The sequence below is a fragment of the Pseudomonas sp. QS1027 genome (assembly GCF_002814235.1).
GTDB lineage: Bacteria > Pseudomonadota > Gammaproteobacteria > Pseudomonadales > Pseudomonadaceae > Aquipseudomonas.
This window is the reverse complement of the sequence record NZ_PHSU01000039.1, coordinates 15,972-31,265: the sequence shown is the minus strand read 5'-3', so window position 1 is coordinate 31,265 and position 15,294 is coordinate 15,972. Positions and strand designations below refer to the sequence as shown.

The 15,294-nt window shown below is 62.8% G+C and carries 18 protein-coding genes; 10 read left to right on the top strand and 8 right to left on the bottom strand.

Annotated features, from left to right (window positions below):
• Positions 1 to 20: 20 nt before the first annotated feature.
• The 7 genes from urtE (at position 21) to ureC (ending at position 5,205) form a co-directional block, all read left to right on the top strand.
• The gene (gene urtE / locus CWE01_RS30270; protein WP_100944253.1) at positions 21 to 719 is read left to right on the top strand and encodes an urea ABC transporter ATP-binding subunit UrtE; all 699 of its coding nucleotides are present in this window, start codon (positions 21 to 23) and stop codon (positions 717 to 719) included.
• Positions 720 to 749: 30 nt separating this feature from the next.
• Positions 750 to 1,589 carry an urease accessory protein UreD gene (locus CWE01_RS30265; protein WP_100944252.1) on the top strand — a complete coding sequence of 280 codons (840 nt, stop codon included), beginning with the start codon at positions 750 to 752 and terminating at the stop codon, positions 1,587 to 1,589.
• A 43-nt stretch (positions 1,590 to 1,632) separates the two neighbouring features.
• The gene (ureA, locus tag CWE01_RS30260; protein ID WP_007907366.1) at positions 1,633 to 1,935 is read left to right on the top strand and encodes an urease subunit gamma; all 303 of its coding nucleotides are present in this window, start codon (positions 1,633 to 1,635) and stop codon (positions 1,933 to 1,935) included.
• Positions 1,936 to 1,943: 8 nt separating this feature from the next.
• Positions 1,944 to 2,477, top strand: coding sequence for a GNAT family N-acetyltransferase (locus tag CWE01_RS30255; protein ID WP_100944251.1), 534 nt, complete (start codon positions 1,944 to 1,946; stop codon positions 2,475 to 2,477).
• A 6-nt stretch (positions 2,478 to 2,483) separates the two neighbouring features.
• Positions 2,484 to 3,017: a GNAT family N-acetyltransferase gene (locus tag CWE01_RS30250; RefSeq protein WP_100944250.1), complete on the top strand. Its 534-nt coding sequence runs from the start codon at positions 2,484 to 2,486 to the stop codon at positions 3,015 to 3,017.
• Positions 3,014 to 3,322, top strand: a complete 309-nt coding sequence (locus CWE01_RS30245; protein WP_100944249.1) for an urease subunit beta — start codon at positions 3,014 to 3,016, stop codon at positions 3,320 to 3,322. The genes CWE01_RS30250 and CWE01_RS30245 overlap by 4 nt, the downstream gene beginning before the upstream one ends.
• Before the next feature lie 182 nt (positions 3,323 to 3,504).
• The gene (gene ureC, locus CWE01_RS30240; protein ID WP_100944248.1) at positions 3,505 to 5,205 is read left to right on the top strand and encodes an urease subunit alpha; all 1,701 of its coding nucleotides are present in this window, start codon (positions 3,505 to 3,507) and stop codon (positions 5,203 to 5,205) included.
• A gap of 30 nt (positions 5,206 to 5,235) precedes the next feature.
• Here the strand turns inward: ureC and CWE01_RS30235 are convergent, their stop codons facing one another.
• Positions 5,236 to 5,490 carry a hypothetical protein gene (locus tag CWE01_RS30235; RefSeq protein ID WP_100944247.1) on the bottom strand — a complete coding sequence of 85 codons (255 nt, stop codon included), beginning with the start codon at positions 5,488 to 5,490 and terminating at the stop codon, positions 5,236 to 5,238.
• A 197-nt stretch (positions 5,491 to 5,687) separates the two neighbouring features.
• Here CWE01_RS30235 and CWE01_RS30230 point away from each other — a divergent pair, with 197 nt between their 5' ends.
• Positions 5,688 to 6,827 carry a sensor histidine kinase KdpD gene (locus CWE01_RS30230; protein WP_100944246.1) on the top strand — a complete coding sequence of 380 codons (1,140 nt, stop codon included), beginning with the start codon at positions 5,688 to 5,690 and terminating at the stop codon, positions 6,825 to 6,827.
• Positions 6,828 to 6,892: 65 nt separating this feature from the next.
• On the opposite strand, the gene CWE01_RS30225 is transcribed toward CWE01_RS30230, so the two are convergent.
• Positions 6,893 to 7,198, bottom strand: coding sequence for a chaperone modulator CbpM (locus CWE01_RS30225; RefSeq protein WP_100944245.1), 306 nt, complete (start codon positions 7,196 to 7,198; stop codon positions 6,893 to 6,895).
• 3 nt (positions 7,199 to 7,201) lie between these two features.
• Positions 7,202 to 8,152 carry a DnaJ C-terminal domain-containing protein gene (locus tag CWE01_RS30220; RefSeq protein ID WP_100944244.1) on the bottom strand — a complete coding sequence of 317 codons (951 nt, stop codon included), beginning with the start codon at positions 8,150 to 8,152 and terminating at the stop codon, positions 7,202 to 7,204.
• Between the two features lie 311 nt (positions 8,153 to 8,463).
• On the opposite strand from CWE01_RS30220, the gene CWE01_RS30215 reads away from it, so the two are divergent.
• Entirely contained in the window at positions 8,464 to 9,729 is a 1,266-nt protein-coding gene (locus CWE01_RS30215; RefSeq protein ID WP_100944243.1) for an Hsp70 family protein, read from the top strand.
• A gap of 134 nt (positions 9,730 to 9,863) precedes the next feature.
• Here the strand turns inward: CWE01_RS30215 and CWE01_RS30210 are convergent, their stop codons facing one another.
• The 3 genes from CWE01_RS30210 to CWE01_RS30200 all read right to left on the bottom strand — a co-directional run bounded on the left by CWE01_RS30210 (position 9,864) and on the right by CWE01_RS30200 (position 12,504).
• The gene (locus CWE01_RS30210; protein ID WP_100944242.1) at positions 9,864 to 10,874 is read right to left on the bottom strand and encodes an AI-2E family transporter; all 1,011 of its coding nucleotides are present in this window, start codon (positions 10,872 to 10,874) and stop codon (positions 9,864 to 9,866) included.
• Between the two features lie 373 nt (positions 10,875 to 11,247).
• Positions 11,248 to 11,634, bottom strand: coding sequence for a PsiF family protein (locus CWE01_RS30205; protein WP_100944241.1), 387 nt, complete (start codon positions 11,632 to 11,634; stop codon positions 11,248 to 11,250).
• An 84-nt stretch (positions 11,635 to 11,718) separates the two neighbouring features.
• On the bottom strand, positions 11,719 to 12,504 hold the full coding sequence (locus tag CWE01_RS30200; protein WP_100944240.1) for a helix-turn-helix transcriptional regulator: 786 nt from the start codon (positions 12,502 to 12,504) through the stop codon (positions 11,719 to 11,721).
• 100 nt (positions 12,505 to 12,604) lie between these two features.
• Here CWE01_RS30200 and CWE01_RS30195 point away from each other — a divergent pair, with 100 nt between their 5' ends.
• Complete coding sequence (locus CWE01_RS30195) at positions 12,605 to 13,480, top strand: DMT family transporter (RefSeq protein WP_100944239.1); 876 nt, start codon at positions 12,605 to 12,607, stop codon at positions 13,478 to 13,480.
• A 23-nt stretch (positions 13,481 to 13,503) separates the two neighbouring features.
• On the opposite strand, the gene CWE01_RS30190 is transcribed toward CWE01_RS30195, so the two are convergent.
• Together CWE01_RS30190 and CWE01_RS30185 are read right to left on the bottom strand one after the other, a co-directional pair.
• Positions 13,504 to 14,625: a GNAT family N-acetyltransferase gene (locus CWE01_RS30190; RefSeq protein WP_100944238.1), complete on the bottom strand. Its 1,122-nt coding sequence runs from the start codon at positions 14,623 to 14,625 to the stop codon at positions 13,504 to 13,506.
• Between the two features lie 162 nt (positions 14,626 to 14,787).
• Positions 14,788 to 15,291: an OmpA family protein gene (locus CWE01_RS30185; protein WP_100944237.1), complete on the bottom strand. Its 504-nt coding sequence runs from the start codon at positions 15,289 to 15,291 to the stop codon at positions 14,788 to 14,790.
• Positions 15,292 to 15,294 lie beyond the last annotated feature (3 nt).

Here is a 15,294-nt window from a genome sequence, read left to right as displayed (position 1 = left end):
CCCTATTCAGGAACACAACCATGCTCCAAGTCGACAAACTGCACCAGTACTACGGCGGCAGCCACATCCTGCGGGGCTTGTCCTTTGACGTGAAAGTCGGCGAAGTCACCTGCCTGCTGGGCCGTAACGGGGTGGGCAAGACCACCCTGCTCAAGTGCCTGATGGGCCTGCTGCCGGCCAAGGAAGGGGCGGTACAGTGGGAAGGTAAAACCATCACGAATTTCAAACCGCACCAACGGGTCCACGCCGGTATCGCCTACGTACCCCAGGGTCGGGAAATCTTCGGCCGCCTGACCGTGGAAGAAAACCTGCTGATGGGCCTGTCGCGTTTCCCGGGCGCCGAAGCCAGGGAAGTGCCCGCGTTCATTTACGAACTGTTCCCGGTCCTGCTGCAAATGAAGCAACGCCGTGGCGGCGACCTTTCCGGCGGCCAGCAGCAACAGCTGGCCATCGGTCGGGCCCTGGCCAGCCGCCCGCGCCTGCTGATCCTCGACGAACCCACCGAAGGCATCCAGCCCTCGGTGATCAAGGAGATCGGCGCAGTGATCAGGAAGCTTGCCGCCCGCGGCGACATGGCGATCCTGCTGGTGGAGCAGTTCTACGATTTCGCCGCCGAGTTGGCCGATCAGTACCTGGTGATGTCCCGGGGCGAGATTGTCCAGCAAGGTCGCGGAGAAAATATGGAAGCCGAAGGTGTGCGCGGACTGGTTACGATCTAACCTGTAACGTCACGACGATAATTAGAAACCATGAATTCAACTGCCACTCACGCCCTGTTCACCCCCAGCTGGCACGCCGAGCTGGAACTCGGCTACGCCCGCTTCGGCGATTGCACGCGCCCGGTCACCCGGCGCCACCTGGGCCCATTGCGGGTGCAGAAACACCTGTACGCCGAAGGCCCGCAAGTCTGCCAGCACATCATCGTCCACCCGCCGGGCGGGATTGCCGGCGGTGACCGCCTGGCCATCAGCGCCCGTGTCGAAGCCGATGCCTGGGCGCAACTGACCAGCCCCGGCGCCGCCAAGTGGTATCGCGCCGTCGGGCCGGCCTACCAGACCCTGGACCTGAAGATCGCCGCCGGCGCGACCCTGGAATGGCTGCCCCAGGAAACCATCGTCTTCAGCGCGGCCCAGGCCGAACTGCGCACCACCATCGACCTTGAAGGCGACGCCCGGCTGTTCTACTGGGATATGGTCGCCCTCGGGCGCCCCGCCAGCGGTGAACGCTTTGATCGCGGGCATTTCCAGTCACAGCTGGATATCCGTCGCGACGGCCAACTGCTCTGGCACGAACGCCAACGCATCCAGGGCGGCGACGGCCTGCTCGATTCGCCCATCGGCCTCGATGGCCAGCCGGTCTTCGCCACCTTGCTGGTGAGCGGCGAGATCGACAGCAAGTTGCTCGAACGCTGCCGTTCAGTGCCGACCCGGGTGCGCGGCGACCTCACCCAACTGCCCGGCCTGCTGGTGGCCCGCTGCCTGGCCGGCGAGGCCCTGCATGCGCGCGCCTGGCTGATCGAACTGTGGCGGCTGTTGCGCCCGGCCCTGCTGGGGCGCGAGGCCGTGCCGCCGAGGATCTGGAACACATGAATATACCGACCTTTTTTTACTGCCTGCCAACGGACTCCGAACCATGGACCTGACACCCCGCGAAAAAGACAAACTGCTGATTTTTACCGCTGGTCTGGTGGCCGAACGGCGCCTGGCCCGTGGGGTGAAACTCAACTATCCGGAAGCCATGGCCTACATCTCGGCGGCCCTGCTGGAAGGTGCTCGCGATGGCCAGACCGTGGCCGAGCTGATGCACTTCGGCACCACCCTGCTCAGCCGCGAACAAGTGATGGAAGGCATCCCGGAAATGATCCCGGAGATCCAGGTCGAAGCCACCTTCCCCGATGGCACCAAGCTGGTCACCGTCCATCAACCCATTGCCTGAGGCCGAGCATGTCCTACGTAATCCGCGATGCAGTCCACGCCGACCTTCCGGCGATTCGCGACATCTACAACGACGCGGTGCTCAACACCACGGCGATCTGGAACGAACAGCCGGTGGACCTGGGCAATCGCCAGGCCTGGTTCAGCACCCGCCAGGGCCAGGGTTATCCGATCCTGGTGATCGTCGACGGCCACAACAGCGTCCTCGGTTATGCCTCCTTCGGCGACTGGCGGCCCTTCGAGGGCTTCCGCCACACCGTCGAGCACTCGGTGTACGTGCGCAGCGACCAGCGTGGCAATGGTCTCGGCCCGCAACTGATGGCGATGCTGATCGAGCGCGCCCGTGGCTGTGGCAAACATGTGATGGTCGCCGCCATTGAGAGTGGTAATGCCGCGTCCATTCGCCTGCATGAACGCCAGGGTTTCACCCTCACCGGGCAGATGCCCCAGGTCGGGGTGAAATTCGGTCGCTGGCTGGACCTGACCTTTATGCAACTGACTCTGAATCCGGGCGCCCTGCCGCCTGCTGTCAACCAGGAGTAACCCGCCATGAACGCCGCCCAACTGCGTCGTGTGAATAACGAAAGCTTTGCGCACTACCGCCAGGGTTTGATCGATTTGCTGCTTGACGCCGTTCGGCACGGCGCCAGCGTAGGTTTCATGGCCGACCTCGACGCCGGCCAGGCCCGTGACTACTTCGACACGGTGCAAACCGCACTGCAGGACGGCAGTCTGCTGCTCTGGGTAGTGGTGCGTGACGAACAGGTGCTGGCCAGTGTGCAACTGAGCCTGTGCCAGAAGGCCAACGGCCTGAACCGCGCCGAAATCCAGAAACTGCTGGTGTACAGCGAGGCCCGTCATCGCGGTCTCGGCCAGCAACTGATCCAGGCCCTGGAGCAGGCGGCGAAACAGCACAAGCGTGGCCTGCTGCACCTCGACACCGAGGCCGGCTCCGAAGCCGAAGCCTTCTACAGCGCCCTGGGCTACACCCGGGTCGGCGAACTGCCGAACTACTGCGCGACACCGGATGGTCGCTACAAGGCCACCGCCATTTACTTCAAGACCCTGGGACAACCCGAATGATTCCTGGCGAATATCAGATCCAGCCCGGCGACATCGAACTCAATGTCGGTCGCCGCACCCTCAGCCTGAATGTGGCGAACAGCGGTGACCGACCGATCCAGGTCGGTTCGCACTATCACTTTTTCGAGACCAACGACGCCTTGAGCTTCGATCGCGCCGCCAGCCGCGGCATGCGCCTGAATATCCCCGCCGGCACCGCCGTGCGCTTCGAACCGGGGCAGAGCCGGGACGTTGAATTGGTGGAGCTGGCGGGGTTGCGGCGGGTGTTCGGCTTTGCCGGACGGGTGATGGGCGACCTGGATTGAGCGGTTGCCTGTACTGACGCCTTCGCGGGCAAGCCCTGCTCCTACAGGTTTGTGGTGGTACACCGAATCTGTGTTCGACACCGCCCTGTAGGAGCAGGGCTTGCCCGCGAAGACGGACTCAAATTCGCCATCGCCGGTTCGCCTGACGCCGGATGAGTGTTCGCCCTTTTTAAGGACCCACAATGAAGATTTCCAGACAAGCCTACGCCGACATGTTCGGCCCCACCGTCGGCGACAAGGTGCGCCTGGCCGACACCGAACTGTGGATCGAAGTGGAAAAGGACTTCACCACCTACGGTGAAGAAGTGAAATTCGGCGGCGGCAAGGTGATCCGCGACGGCATGGGCCAGGGCCAGCTGCTGGCCGCCGAGGTCGTCGACACCCTGATCACCAACGCCCTGATCATCGACCACTGGGGCATCGTCAAGGCCGACGTCGGCCTCAAGGACGGCCGCATCGCCGCCATCGGCAAGGCCGGCAACCCGGATATCCAGCCCGACGTGACCATCGCCATCGGCGCCAGCACCGAAGTCATCGCCGGTGAAGGCATGATCCTCACCGCCGGCGGCATCGACACCCATATCCACTTCATCTGCCCGCAGCAGATCGAAGAAGCGCTGATGAGCGGCGTCACCACCATGATCGGTGGCGGCACGGGCCCCGCCACCGGCACCAACGCCACCACCTGCACCTCCGGGCCCTGGCACCTGGCGCGCATGCTCCAGGCCGCCGACGCCTTCCCGATGAACATCGGCTTCACCGGCAAGGGCAACGCCAGCCTGCCGCAACCGCTGATCGAGCAGGTCGAGGCCGGCGCCATCGGCCTCAAGCTCCACGAAGACTGGGGCACCACCCCGGCGGCCATCGACAACTGCCTGAGCGTGGCCGACCAGTACGACGTGCAGGTGGCGATCCACACCGACACCCTCAACGAGTCCGGCTTTGTCGAAACCACCCTCGGCGCCTTCAAGGGCCGCACCATCCACACCTATCACACCGAAGGCGCGGGCGGCGGCCATGCCCCGGACATCATCAAGGCCTGCGGCTTCCCCAACGTACTGCCGAGCTCGACCAACCCGACCCGGCCGTTTACCCGCAACACCATCGACGAACACCTCGACATGCTGATGGTCTGCCATCACCTCGACCCGAGCATCGCCGAGGACGTGGCCTTCGCCGAGAGCCGTATCCGCCGGGAAACCATCGCCGCCGAGGACATCCTCCACGACCTCGGCGCGTTCTCGATGATCAGCTCCGACAGCCAGGCCATGGGCCGCGTCGGCGAAGTCATCACGCGGACCTGGCAGACCGCCGACAAGATGAAGAAACAACGCGGGCCGCTGCCGGGCGACGGTGACGGCAACAGCAACTTCCGGGTCAAGCGCTACATCGCCAAATACACCATCAACCCGGCGATCACCCACGGCATCAGCCATGAAGTGGGCTCGATCGAAGTCGGCAAATGGGCCGACCTGGTGCTCTGGCGCCCGGCGTTCTTCGGCGTCAAGCCGACGCTGATCCTCAAGGGCGGGGCGATTGCCGCCAGCCTGATGGGCGACGCCAACGCCTCGATCCCGACGCCGCAGCCGGTGCACTACCGGCCGATGTTCGCCAGCTATGGCGGCTCGTTGCACGCCACCAGCCTGACCTTTATCAGCCAGGCGGCGCTGGCTGCGGGGATTCCCCAGAGCCTGGGCTTGAAGAAAAAGATCGCCGTGGTCAAAGGCTGCCGCGATGTGCAGAAAACCGACCTGATCCACAACGACTACCTGCCGCAGATCGATGTCGATCCGCAGACCTACCAGGTCAAGGCCGATGGCGTACTGCTGTGGTGCGAACCGGCGGACGTGCTGCCGATGGCGCAGCGCTACTTTCTCTTCTGACACCAGGGCCAGCCACGGATGGCTTGGCCGTCAGGATTGAATGGCGGCAAAGAAGGTTTTCGAAGTCTCGACCAACCCCAACTGCTGCAGGCAATCATTGATCCCGTCCATCATGCCCAGGTCCCCTGGATGGGGCTTGCCGTCCAACACACGATGCAAGGCACACAGGAACAATAATTTGCCGACGGCATTGTCGTTGGCCATGTCCTTTTTCCCGTCAGCAATACTCAGTGCCGCCTGGCTGATCTGGCCTTCGCTGTAGCTCAAAAAGTCTGCTTTGTTCATGACATCCGCTCCTCTATAGATGCGGTGTTTTGAATGAAGACATCACGAACTCACACTAAGCCCATCGAAGAAACGCCGTCTACTGTCAGAAATGACAGGTATAGACGAGCCGGGCAGCCTGCAATCCGCCCCGCCAGAGGGACGGAAAGGCGCTAAGCTAGCCGTTAAACTGGCGCCTACCCTTCGAGATAACGAGCATGCACCTATCAACCTTTATCGTGCAGCAGGTCGATGTCATCGTCGATGAATGGGAAGAGTTCGCCAAAACCCTGACCCCCGCCGCGGATGCCATGGGCCGCGTCGCCTTGCGCGACCATGCCAAGTCGATCCTGCTGGCCGCCGCCCGGGACATGCAAACCGCCCAGAGCGCCAGCGAACAGACCGCCAAATCCAAGGGTGACAACCCGGACAGCAGCCCGAGCCTGGACATCGCCGCCGCCAGCCATGGCGAACTGCGGCACACCGCCGGTTTCGACCTGGTGCAGATGACCTCGGAATTCCGTCACCTGCGCGCCTGTGTGATTCGCCGTTGGGTCAACAGCCTGGCTTCACCGGAGCTGGCGTATTTCCAGGACATGATTCGCTTCAACGAAGCCATCGACGAAGCCCTGGCCGAATCCACCGCCGCCTACGCCGAACAGGTGAACCGTTCACGGGATATTTTCCTCGCCATTCTCGGCCATGACCTGCGAGCGCCCTTGCAGGCCGTGAGCATGTCCACCGAAATGCTGGTGCGCAAGGCCCGCCTCGATGCCGACGGCCTGGTCTATGTCGCCAATATCAAAAGTGGCACCCGGCACATGAGCAGCATGATCAGCGACCTGCTGGAATTTGTCCGCAGCCGCCTGGGCAGCAGCTTGCCCATCGATCCGGCACCGATGGACCTGAGTCGTGTGGCGAAGGCCGCCATCAATGAAGCCTGGGCCGGGCAGCCGGATTGCCTGCCGCTGCTGAAGGTGGAAGGTGACGTCAACGGGGTGTGGGATCGCGGACGCATCGAGCAGTTGCTGCAAAACCTGATCGGCAATGCCCTGCAACATGGTGCCAGCCATCGGCCGCTGACCCTGAGCCTGGACGGTAGAGCGGACGCTGTCTGCCTGACCATGCACAACTTCGGTACGCCGATCCCGCAGGAATCCCTGGCGACGATCTTCGATCCGCTGGTGCGCGGCGCCACTGAAGAGATCGGCCAGCCGGGCACCGCCACCAGCCTGGGATTGGGGCTGTATATCGCCAAGGAAGTGGTGACGGCCCATCAGGGCACGATAGAGGTCAGCTCCAGCGCTGAAGACGGCACACGTTTTACCGTGGTCCTGCCGAGGATCTCGCGGGCCTAGGCCAGGGCTGTGTGGGAGCCGGCTTGCTGGCGATCCGCCCCAGGCGGCCATTCACCCCCACACCTTCACTCGTGCACAAAGCGCCCCAGGCGCTGGCGCAGCATCTGGTTCTCCGCCCGCAGCAGTTGCACCTCTGCCAGCAGGTCCAGCGCCAGGGCGACGCCTTCCCACTCCAGCTCCAACTCCCGGTGCAGCTTCACCGCGCGGCGGGCAATGCCCGCAGCGTCGTTGCCAAAACGCCAGGCCTCGGGCGAACGCCCCAGAGGTTCAAGAATGCCGTGTTCGACGATTTCGATCACGTAGGCGACCGGCAATTGGGTCTCCTCACAAAAAGCCTGCATATCCAGTTGAACGCTCACGGGGCTGCTCATGATTTAGCTACTCCATTGCTCTCTCGGGTCGAAGGCGGCCTTTTTCGCCAATTCCTGCCACAACGCCTTGACGGCATCGTCGTTCTGTCGCGGCATCACTGCCTTGAGCTGCACAAACAGATAACCGCGCTCCCCGGCCTTGTTCAGCAGGCCGTGGCCCTTGGCCCGCATGCGCTGGCCGTTCTGGCTGCCCGCCGGGACCTTGAGGTTGATCTTGCCGGTCAGGGTCGGCACCGCGATCTCCGCCCCCAGCGCCAGTTCCCAGGGAGCCAGCGGCAGGGTGATGATCAGGTTCTCTCCTTCGACATCGAACTTGGGGTGAGGTGCGAAACGAATCGTCAGGTACAGGTCGCCATTCGCCCCACCGCCGACACCCGGCGCGCCCTGGCCCTTGAGGCGGATACGCTCGCCGTCGGCGACACCGGCCGGAATCTTCACGTTCAGGCTCTTGCTGGTGTTGCTGACATGCTGCCCGGCGGCATTGTGCTGCGGGATCTGGAAGCTGACCTTCTTCGACTCGTTGGAGAGGCTTTCTTCCAGGAAGATCGGTAGCTCCAGTTCCACGTCCTGCCCTCGCCGGCCGGCGCTGCGGCCCGGTTGTCCACCGCCAAAACCGTTGCCGCGCGAGCCGAAGATCGAACTGAAGAAGTCCGAGAAGTCGCCCGTGTCCGCGCCGCCGCCGCCAAAGCCGCCACGGCCCTGCCAACCCGGCGGGCCCTGGAACGGCTGGCCGTGCTGGCCGTATTTGCGCAGGTCGTCGTATTCGGCGCGCTTGTCGGCGCTTTTCAGCGCTTCATAGGCTTCCGACGCGTCCTTGAATTTAGACTCGGCGTCCTTTTCCTTGCTGACATCCGGGTGATACTTGCGCGCCAGCTTGCGGTACGCGGCCTTGATGGTCTTGTCGTCCGCCGTCGGCTCCACACCCAGGATCTTGTAATAGTCTTTGAAGTCCATCTAAGGATCACCATCCGTTATTCGATATCGCGCCGCTCGGCAAGACACAGCATGCGCGCATCGGCGCGACAAAGATTGACCGATCTCAAGGCTGTGACTCAGGGGCGCTGCAGAAGTTTATCGGCCGTCACTGGAATTTCTTGTCATCGACATGGCACTGGCCGAACCAATGAGTGCAAGTTTGGGGACGATTGCCCGCCTTTCAAGTCCAACCCCCTGCAAGAACCGCCATTTAACGGATAACCGGCCTTCGAATCCGAGCGCGACTGACATACACTGCGCGGCCGTTTTGCAACCGGAACCCGAACACCATGAACAACGCCTCTCCAGCCCGTGCCTGCGGTATCGACTTCGGCACCTCCAACTCCACCGTCGGCTGGATACGTCCCGGCATGGAAACGCTGATCGCGCTGGAAGACGACAAGATCACCCTGCCTTCCGTGGTCTTTTTCAATTTCGAGGAACGCCGCCCGGTCTATGGCCGGCTGGCCCTGCACGAGTACCTGGAAGGCTATGAAGGCCGGCTGATGCGCTCGCTCAAGAGCCTGCTGGGCTCCAAGCTGATCAAGCACGACACCAGCGTGCTCGGCACCGCGATGCCATTCAAGGACCTGCTGGGGCTGTTTATCGGCCAGTTGAAGCAACGCGCCGAAACCACCGCCGGACGTGAGTTCGAGCAGGTGGTTCTGGGCCGCCCGGTGTTCTTCGTCGACGAAGACCCGGCCGCCGACCAGGAAGCCGAAGACACCCTGGCCGAAGTGGCGAAGAAGCTCGGTTTCAAGGAAGTGTCCTTCCAGTACGAACCGATCGCCGCGGCCTTCGACTATGAGTCGACCCTGGACCGCGAAGAGCTGGTGCTGATCGTCGACATCGGCGGTGGTACCTCGGACTTCTCCCTGGTGCGCCTGTCGCCGGAGCGCCGGGGCCTGGACAACCGTCACGACGACATCCTCGCCACCGGCGGCGTGCACATCGGCGGGACCGACTTCGACAAGCAACTTTCGCTGGCCGGCGTGATGCCGCTGTTCGGCTACGGCAGCCGGATGAAGAGCGGCGCCTACATGCCCACCAGCCATCACATGAACCTGGCGACCTGGCACACCATCAACTCGGTGTACTCGCAGAAAACCCATCTGGCCCTGGGCAGCATGCGCTACGACATCGAGGACACCGGCGGCATCGATCGCCTGTTCAAGCTGATCGAACAGCGCGCCGGCCACTGGCTGGCGATGGAAATCGAGGAAACCAAGATCGAGCTGACCCATGCCGAACAGCGCCATGTGCCGCTGGATCGGATCGAGCCGGGTTTGAGCGTGGAGTTGAGCCGGGCATTGTTCGAGTCGGCCATCGATAACCTGCTGGAGCGCATCCGTAACAGCGTCACCCAGTTGCTCGATGATGCCGGGGTGGGTGTCGCGCAGGTCGATACGGTGTTCTTCACCGGCGGTTCGAGCGCCATTCCGGCACTGCGCCAGAGCGTCTCGGCGATGCTGCCCAATGCCCGGCATGTGGAAGGCAATATCTTCGGCAGCATCGGCAGCGGCCTGGCAATCGAAGCGAAGAAGCGCTACGGCTGACACTTCCGGGACCACGGATCAAACACGGCCCCCTGTAGGAGCCGGCTTGCTGGCGATAGCGGCCGATCAGGCGATGCAAGGCTCACGGGCCTCATCGCCAGCAAGCCGGTCCTGGTGGAGTGACGCCAGTCGCGTCAGACCAGCTCCGCCAGCTTCAGCTCACTCTTGATGTACGCATAATAGATCGGCCCCGCCACCACGCCCGGCAGGCCGAATGCGGCCTCGAACACCAGCATTGCCATGAGCAACTCCCAGGACTTGGCACTGATCTGCCCACCGACGATCCGCGCGTTGAGGAAGTATTCCAGCTTGTGGATAAACATCAGGTAACCCAACGCCGCCGCCGCGACCCAGATCGACAGCGACAAGCCGACGATGGTGATCAGGGTGTTGGACATCAGGTTGCCGATCACCGGCAACAGGCCGAGCAGGAAGGTCAGGACGATCAGGGTCTTGGTCAGCGGCAGCTTGATCCCGCACAGCGGCAGGATCACCGCCAGGAAGATCGCGGTGAACGCGGTGTTCAGCGCCGAGATCTTGATCTGGGCGAAGACGATATTGCGGAACGCCTGCACCAGCAGCCGCAGGCGGTCGAACAGCGCCGCCGCCAGGGGTTTGCGCTGGGTGACGTCAGAGGCATGCTGCAAGGCCACGATCGCCCCCAGCACCATGCCGATCAGCAGGGTCACGAACATATGCGCCGCGTCCTTGCCTACCAGTTGCAACTCACTCAGGTGCTTGGTCAGCCACTCGCCGATCGCGACCTGGAATTCGGCCGCACTGGCCGGCAGATAGGCGTCGATAAACGGCGGCAACTGCCCACGCGCCTTGTCCACCACCACCATGAATTTGCCGAGGGACGCCCCGGGGTTTTCCGCTTCGTGCAGCAGGAAACTGATGGCGCCGGCAAAGATCAGGCTCAGCACACTGACGATCAAGGTGCCCAGCAACGCCACCGCCAGCCAACGCGCACGCCGCCCGGCAATCAGGTGTTCAAGCTTGGGCGTGAGCATGTTGACCAACTCGAAAACCAACAAACCGGCCAACAGACTGGGCAGCAATCGCAACGGCAACGCCAACAACAACCCACCGAAAACAAGGATCAAACTGGCCAGGACTACGTAACGCTGGGAAAACGCTGACATACAGCCTCAAAAAGAACGGCGCGAAAAGACAGGCAGTCTGCCAGCCTTCTCCAGGGAGGACCAGCGGCAGGCGCCAGAAGGACGGTGGCCTGGCATCTTAATGAACGGTTGTGACAGGCAGGCATCACGGCTTCATGAAATTTCACGGAGGTGGGGCTTGCCGCAATGCCACGAAAATCCAAAGCCGAGCACGGTCTTGTGGCGAGCGGGCTTGCCCGCGCTCGGCTGCGAAGCAGTCGTAAAACCAGTCACCTCGATCTGCCTGAAAAACCGCATCAGCCGGGTTTTGGGCCGCTTCGCGCCCCAACGCGGGCAAGCCCGCTCGCCACAATGACAAGCGCGCTCGACTTCAAATCGCCTTGCAGGCCCGAAACTACTTTTTCTTCAGGCAGGTGCTGATGTAGGTCTTGTACGCATCACCCTTCAGCCCCTCGGGCCGGTTGGCGTTGCAGTCCTTCATCTTCTGCTGCTGCGGGGTCAGCACCTTGGCCGGCGTGGTTGTGGCAGCCGCCTTGCTCGCGGGCATGGCCGGCGTGGCGGCAGGCGTCATCGCAGGAGTGGCGGCGGGCGTTGCCGCCGCAGCTGCCGGAGCGGCTTTCAGGCAATTACTCATAAACGCCTTGCGTGCATCACCCGCCAGATTCTGGGTCTTGGCGTTCGCGTTGCAAGTGGTCATCCTGCTTTGCTGAGCCGTCGCCGCAAACCCCTGCGAGCAAAGTAACAAGCCGATCAACAACAATGGGATACGGAGCATCTTCATGGAGTTTTCTCCTTGTTACCGTACCGAAGGGCACGGCATGCCTTCAGTGTAGACAAACGCTGTTACACATCCAGCGAGGCCTGGCTAGGCCTGGCGCGCCTGGCGCCGGTACTGCTCCGGTGAACAACCGGCCTGGCGCTGAAACATCGCAATAAACGCCGAGGCGGTGCTGTAACCCAGGTCAAAGGCGATCTCCTGCACGCCGCGGCTGGTTTCCAAGGCCTGCAGCGCGCCGATAAAGCGCAGGCGCTGGCGCCACTCACCGAAGCTGACCCCCAGCTCGCGGACGAACAGCCGGGCCAGGGTTCGCTCACTGACATGCAACTGCGCGGCCCACTGCGCCAGCGGGCGATTGTCCGCCGGGTCCTGCTGCAAGCCTTCCAGCACCCTGAGCAGGGCCGGGTCGTCGGAATACGGCAGGTAACAGTCGCGCACCCTGGCCTGGTGCACCTGGTCCACCAGTACCTGCGCCAGGCGCACATCCGCGGGGGTGGCGGGGATTTTCACGTCGCGCTGGGCGAAGTCATTGAGGATCGACTTGAGGATATCGCTGATGGACAGGGTGCTCGCCTCGGCGGGCAAGTCGCGGCAATGCTCCTCGGCCAGGTACACCGAGCGGTAGACAATCGCCTGGGCGTTGTGGGAGCTGTGCACGGTGTTCGGCGGTATCCACAACGCATAGCGCGACGGCGACATGAACCGCCGACCAGCCACTTCGTACTGGATGACGCCGTGGGACACATAGTCGAGCGAACCCCAGGGATGACAATGGGCTGCCGCATGACGGTCGGGGCCGAACTCGGCATAGCGGAAGTACACCGAGGCCGGTAAAGAGGGAAAATCGGGGATATCGATGTAGTGCTTGCCCATGCTGTCCGGATTCCAACGCAGATTGACCGGATCGAAGTATAGGCTTTCATCCAGACACGAGGATAATCCCCCCTCATTGACGATTCTGGTTGTAACCCTCATGCAATACGCGTTTCCCCTGCTGGCGATCTTTATCTGGGCCGGCAACACCGTGGTCAACAAGATGGCGGTCGGCGCGATCTTCCCGGCGGAGATCGGCTTCTACCGCTGGCTGCTGGCGGCCCTGCTGTTCACCCCGTTCATGTTCCGCCAGGTGCTGGCCCACTGGAGCCAGATCCGCCCGAACCTGGGTCGGATCTTCGTGCTCGGGGTGCTCGGCATGGCGGTCTACCAGAGCCTGGCGTACTTCGCCGCGACCCTGACCTCGGCCACCAACATGGGCATCATCCTGTCGTTGATGCCCTTGATGTCCTTGACCCTGGCGATCTTCAGCCTCGGCCAGCGCCTGACCGCCGGCGCATTGGCCGGGGCGGTGCTGTCGTTTGCCGGGGTGCTGGTGGTGGTGTCGACCGGCAGCCTGACGGCGCTGCTGAGCCATGGCGTGAACCTGGGCGACGCGATGATGCTGATTGCCACCCTGGCCTATGCGATCTACAGCACCCTGCTGAAAAAATGGCAACTGCGCCTGCCGCCGCTGGTGTTGCTGTACCTGCAGGTGCTGGTGGCGGTGGTGGTGCTGTTCCCACTGTTCTGGCTGTCGCCGAAGATCGGGCTGAACCTGCACAATGCCGGGCTGGTGCTGTATGCCTGCCTGTTGGCGTCGATGCTGGCGCCGCTGGCGTGGATGCGCTCGGTGGCCACCCTCGGGCCGAGCCGGACCACGCTGTTTTTCAACCTGCTGCCGCTGATCACCGCACTGATCGCCGCCGCGGTCCTGCACGAAGCGTTGGCCTGGTATCACCTGCTGGGCGGGGCTCTGACCCTCGGTGGGGTGATCCTCTCGGAACGCTGGACCACAGCGTTGCGCCGCGCCTGAGCGGGATGGGGTAATAACCGCCCCTACTGTTCCTCGGCCATGGTCTGCAGATCCGGGTCCAGGCTCTGCCAGGTAATGCCCTTGGCCACCGCACCGAAGACCCGATTCAGCAACGGATTGCGATGACGGCAATAGCAGTCCAGCGCCACCAGGTGATGACCGAGCTCACGTTTGACCCGGTAGCCGGTCTGGCCACTGTCCAGACGCGTGGCGCCGACACTGTAGGACCACTTCACCGCCCGCTCCCAGAGCTGGAAATACAGGTGCAGCTGCTTGTCCGCCTGGTAATCGATACCGATGAACTTGTTGATCGCCTTGTCACCGAGCAGGAAGCAGAGCATGAACGCCACCATCTTGCCGGTCTTTTCATCGCTCAACAGGATGAAATGCGACTCGGGCTTGAGGGCAATCTGGCGAAAGAACTCGAACGTGAGCTTCTCGAATTTGGTCTTGCCCTTCTCGTAGGTTTGCAGAAAAAGGCTGTACAGCTCTTGCAGCGTTTTTTCATCCGGTTGCTGCACGATCTGCACCGTCAGGGCGCCCGGCAGCAGACCGTGTTTGAGTTTCTTTTTCAGCAGATAACGGTGACGGCTCTTGAGGGTCTTGAGATAACCCTCGAAACCACCCGGGGCCAGTTCGACCGCCGTGCCCGGAAAACTCACCATGGGAAACAGTCCGTGGGTTGCGCACAGCCCTTCAAACGCCGCTTTCTGTTCTTCGGCAAAGTCCTTCCAGACGGTCATCGCCGCGTTCCTGGCTTTCGCCCGCAGGCTCAGCGCGTCTTGCAGCGGCCCGAGGATATCCGCCAGCGAATGCCCCGGCAGCAAGCCGATGGTGCCCTCGTCGGAACAGGGTGAGCCGACGAACAGGGTGCGCTGGTAACGCAGTGCCGGGATTACCCGGAGCATCCTGGCAATCACCGGCGGGACAACCAGTTCCATGGGCACGTTCATGATGAACGTGGGAGCCAAGCCAATCGGCTGCCCATCTTTCTCCAGAATGGCGTAGGCAAATTCGAACTGATCTTCAAGCCCTCCGTCTTCCAGGGCTTCGTACCACCAACGACCTTCGACGCCGCTAAAACAGCTTTCCCACAGTGTCGCGGGAACAGACGCAGCGTGGCTGGCCCATTGAACTTGAAGCATTAAAACATCCTCTCAGTCGACTCCCTCCTGAGAGGGCCCATCCTTATACCCGCATGCAGGTGCATCGAGAAAGGATGGAAGCCAATTATTTCAACCGCTGCAGCGCGGTTCGCCACGTCGCCAAAGACCGCGCCCAGGCAGTGTTCAGGCGACGTGCGGTGCTCAGTCGGCAATCACCACAATCGACACCCGACGGTTCTCGGTGCGCCCCGCCACCGTGTCGTTGCTGGCCACCGGCTCGCGGCTGCCCAAGCCGCGCAGCTGGATATTCTCGTGCTTCATGCCGGACTGCTCGAGCACGGTCGCCACGCTGTTGGCCCGGCGCATGGACAGTTGTTCGTTGTAGGACTCCTTGCCGGACGCATCGGTATGCCCGTCCACCCGCACCCGCTGGATACCCACGCTCAACAGCGCCTTGGCGATGCGCTCGACGATGTCGTGGCTCTCCTTGTTCAACACTTCCAGGTCACTGCCGAACAGCACCTTGCCCGACAGGCCGAAGGCCCAGCCCTCGTCCGTCAGCTCGAAGCCCTGTTGCTTGAGCACGGCAATCTGCGCCGCGCTCAGGCCTTTGGGGGGCGCGGTCTGGCAGCCGGCCAGCGCCAGCAGCGCGGTGAACAGGGCCAGGGTGAAAAAACGCAGGGTCCGGCGAGTCAGTGTGTGCAAGGG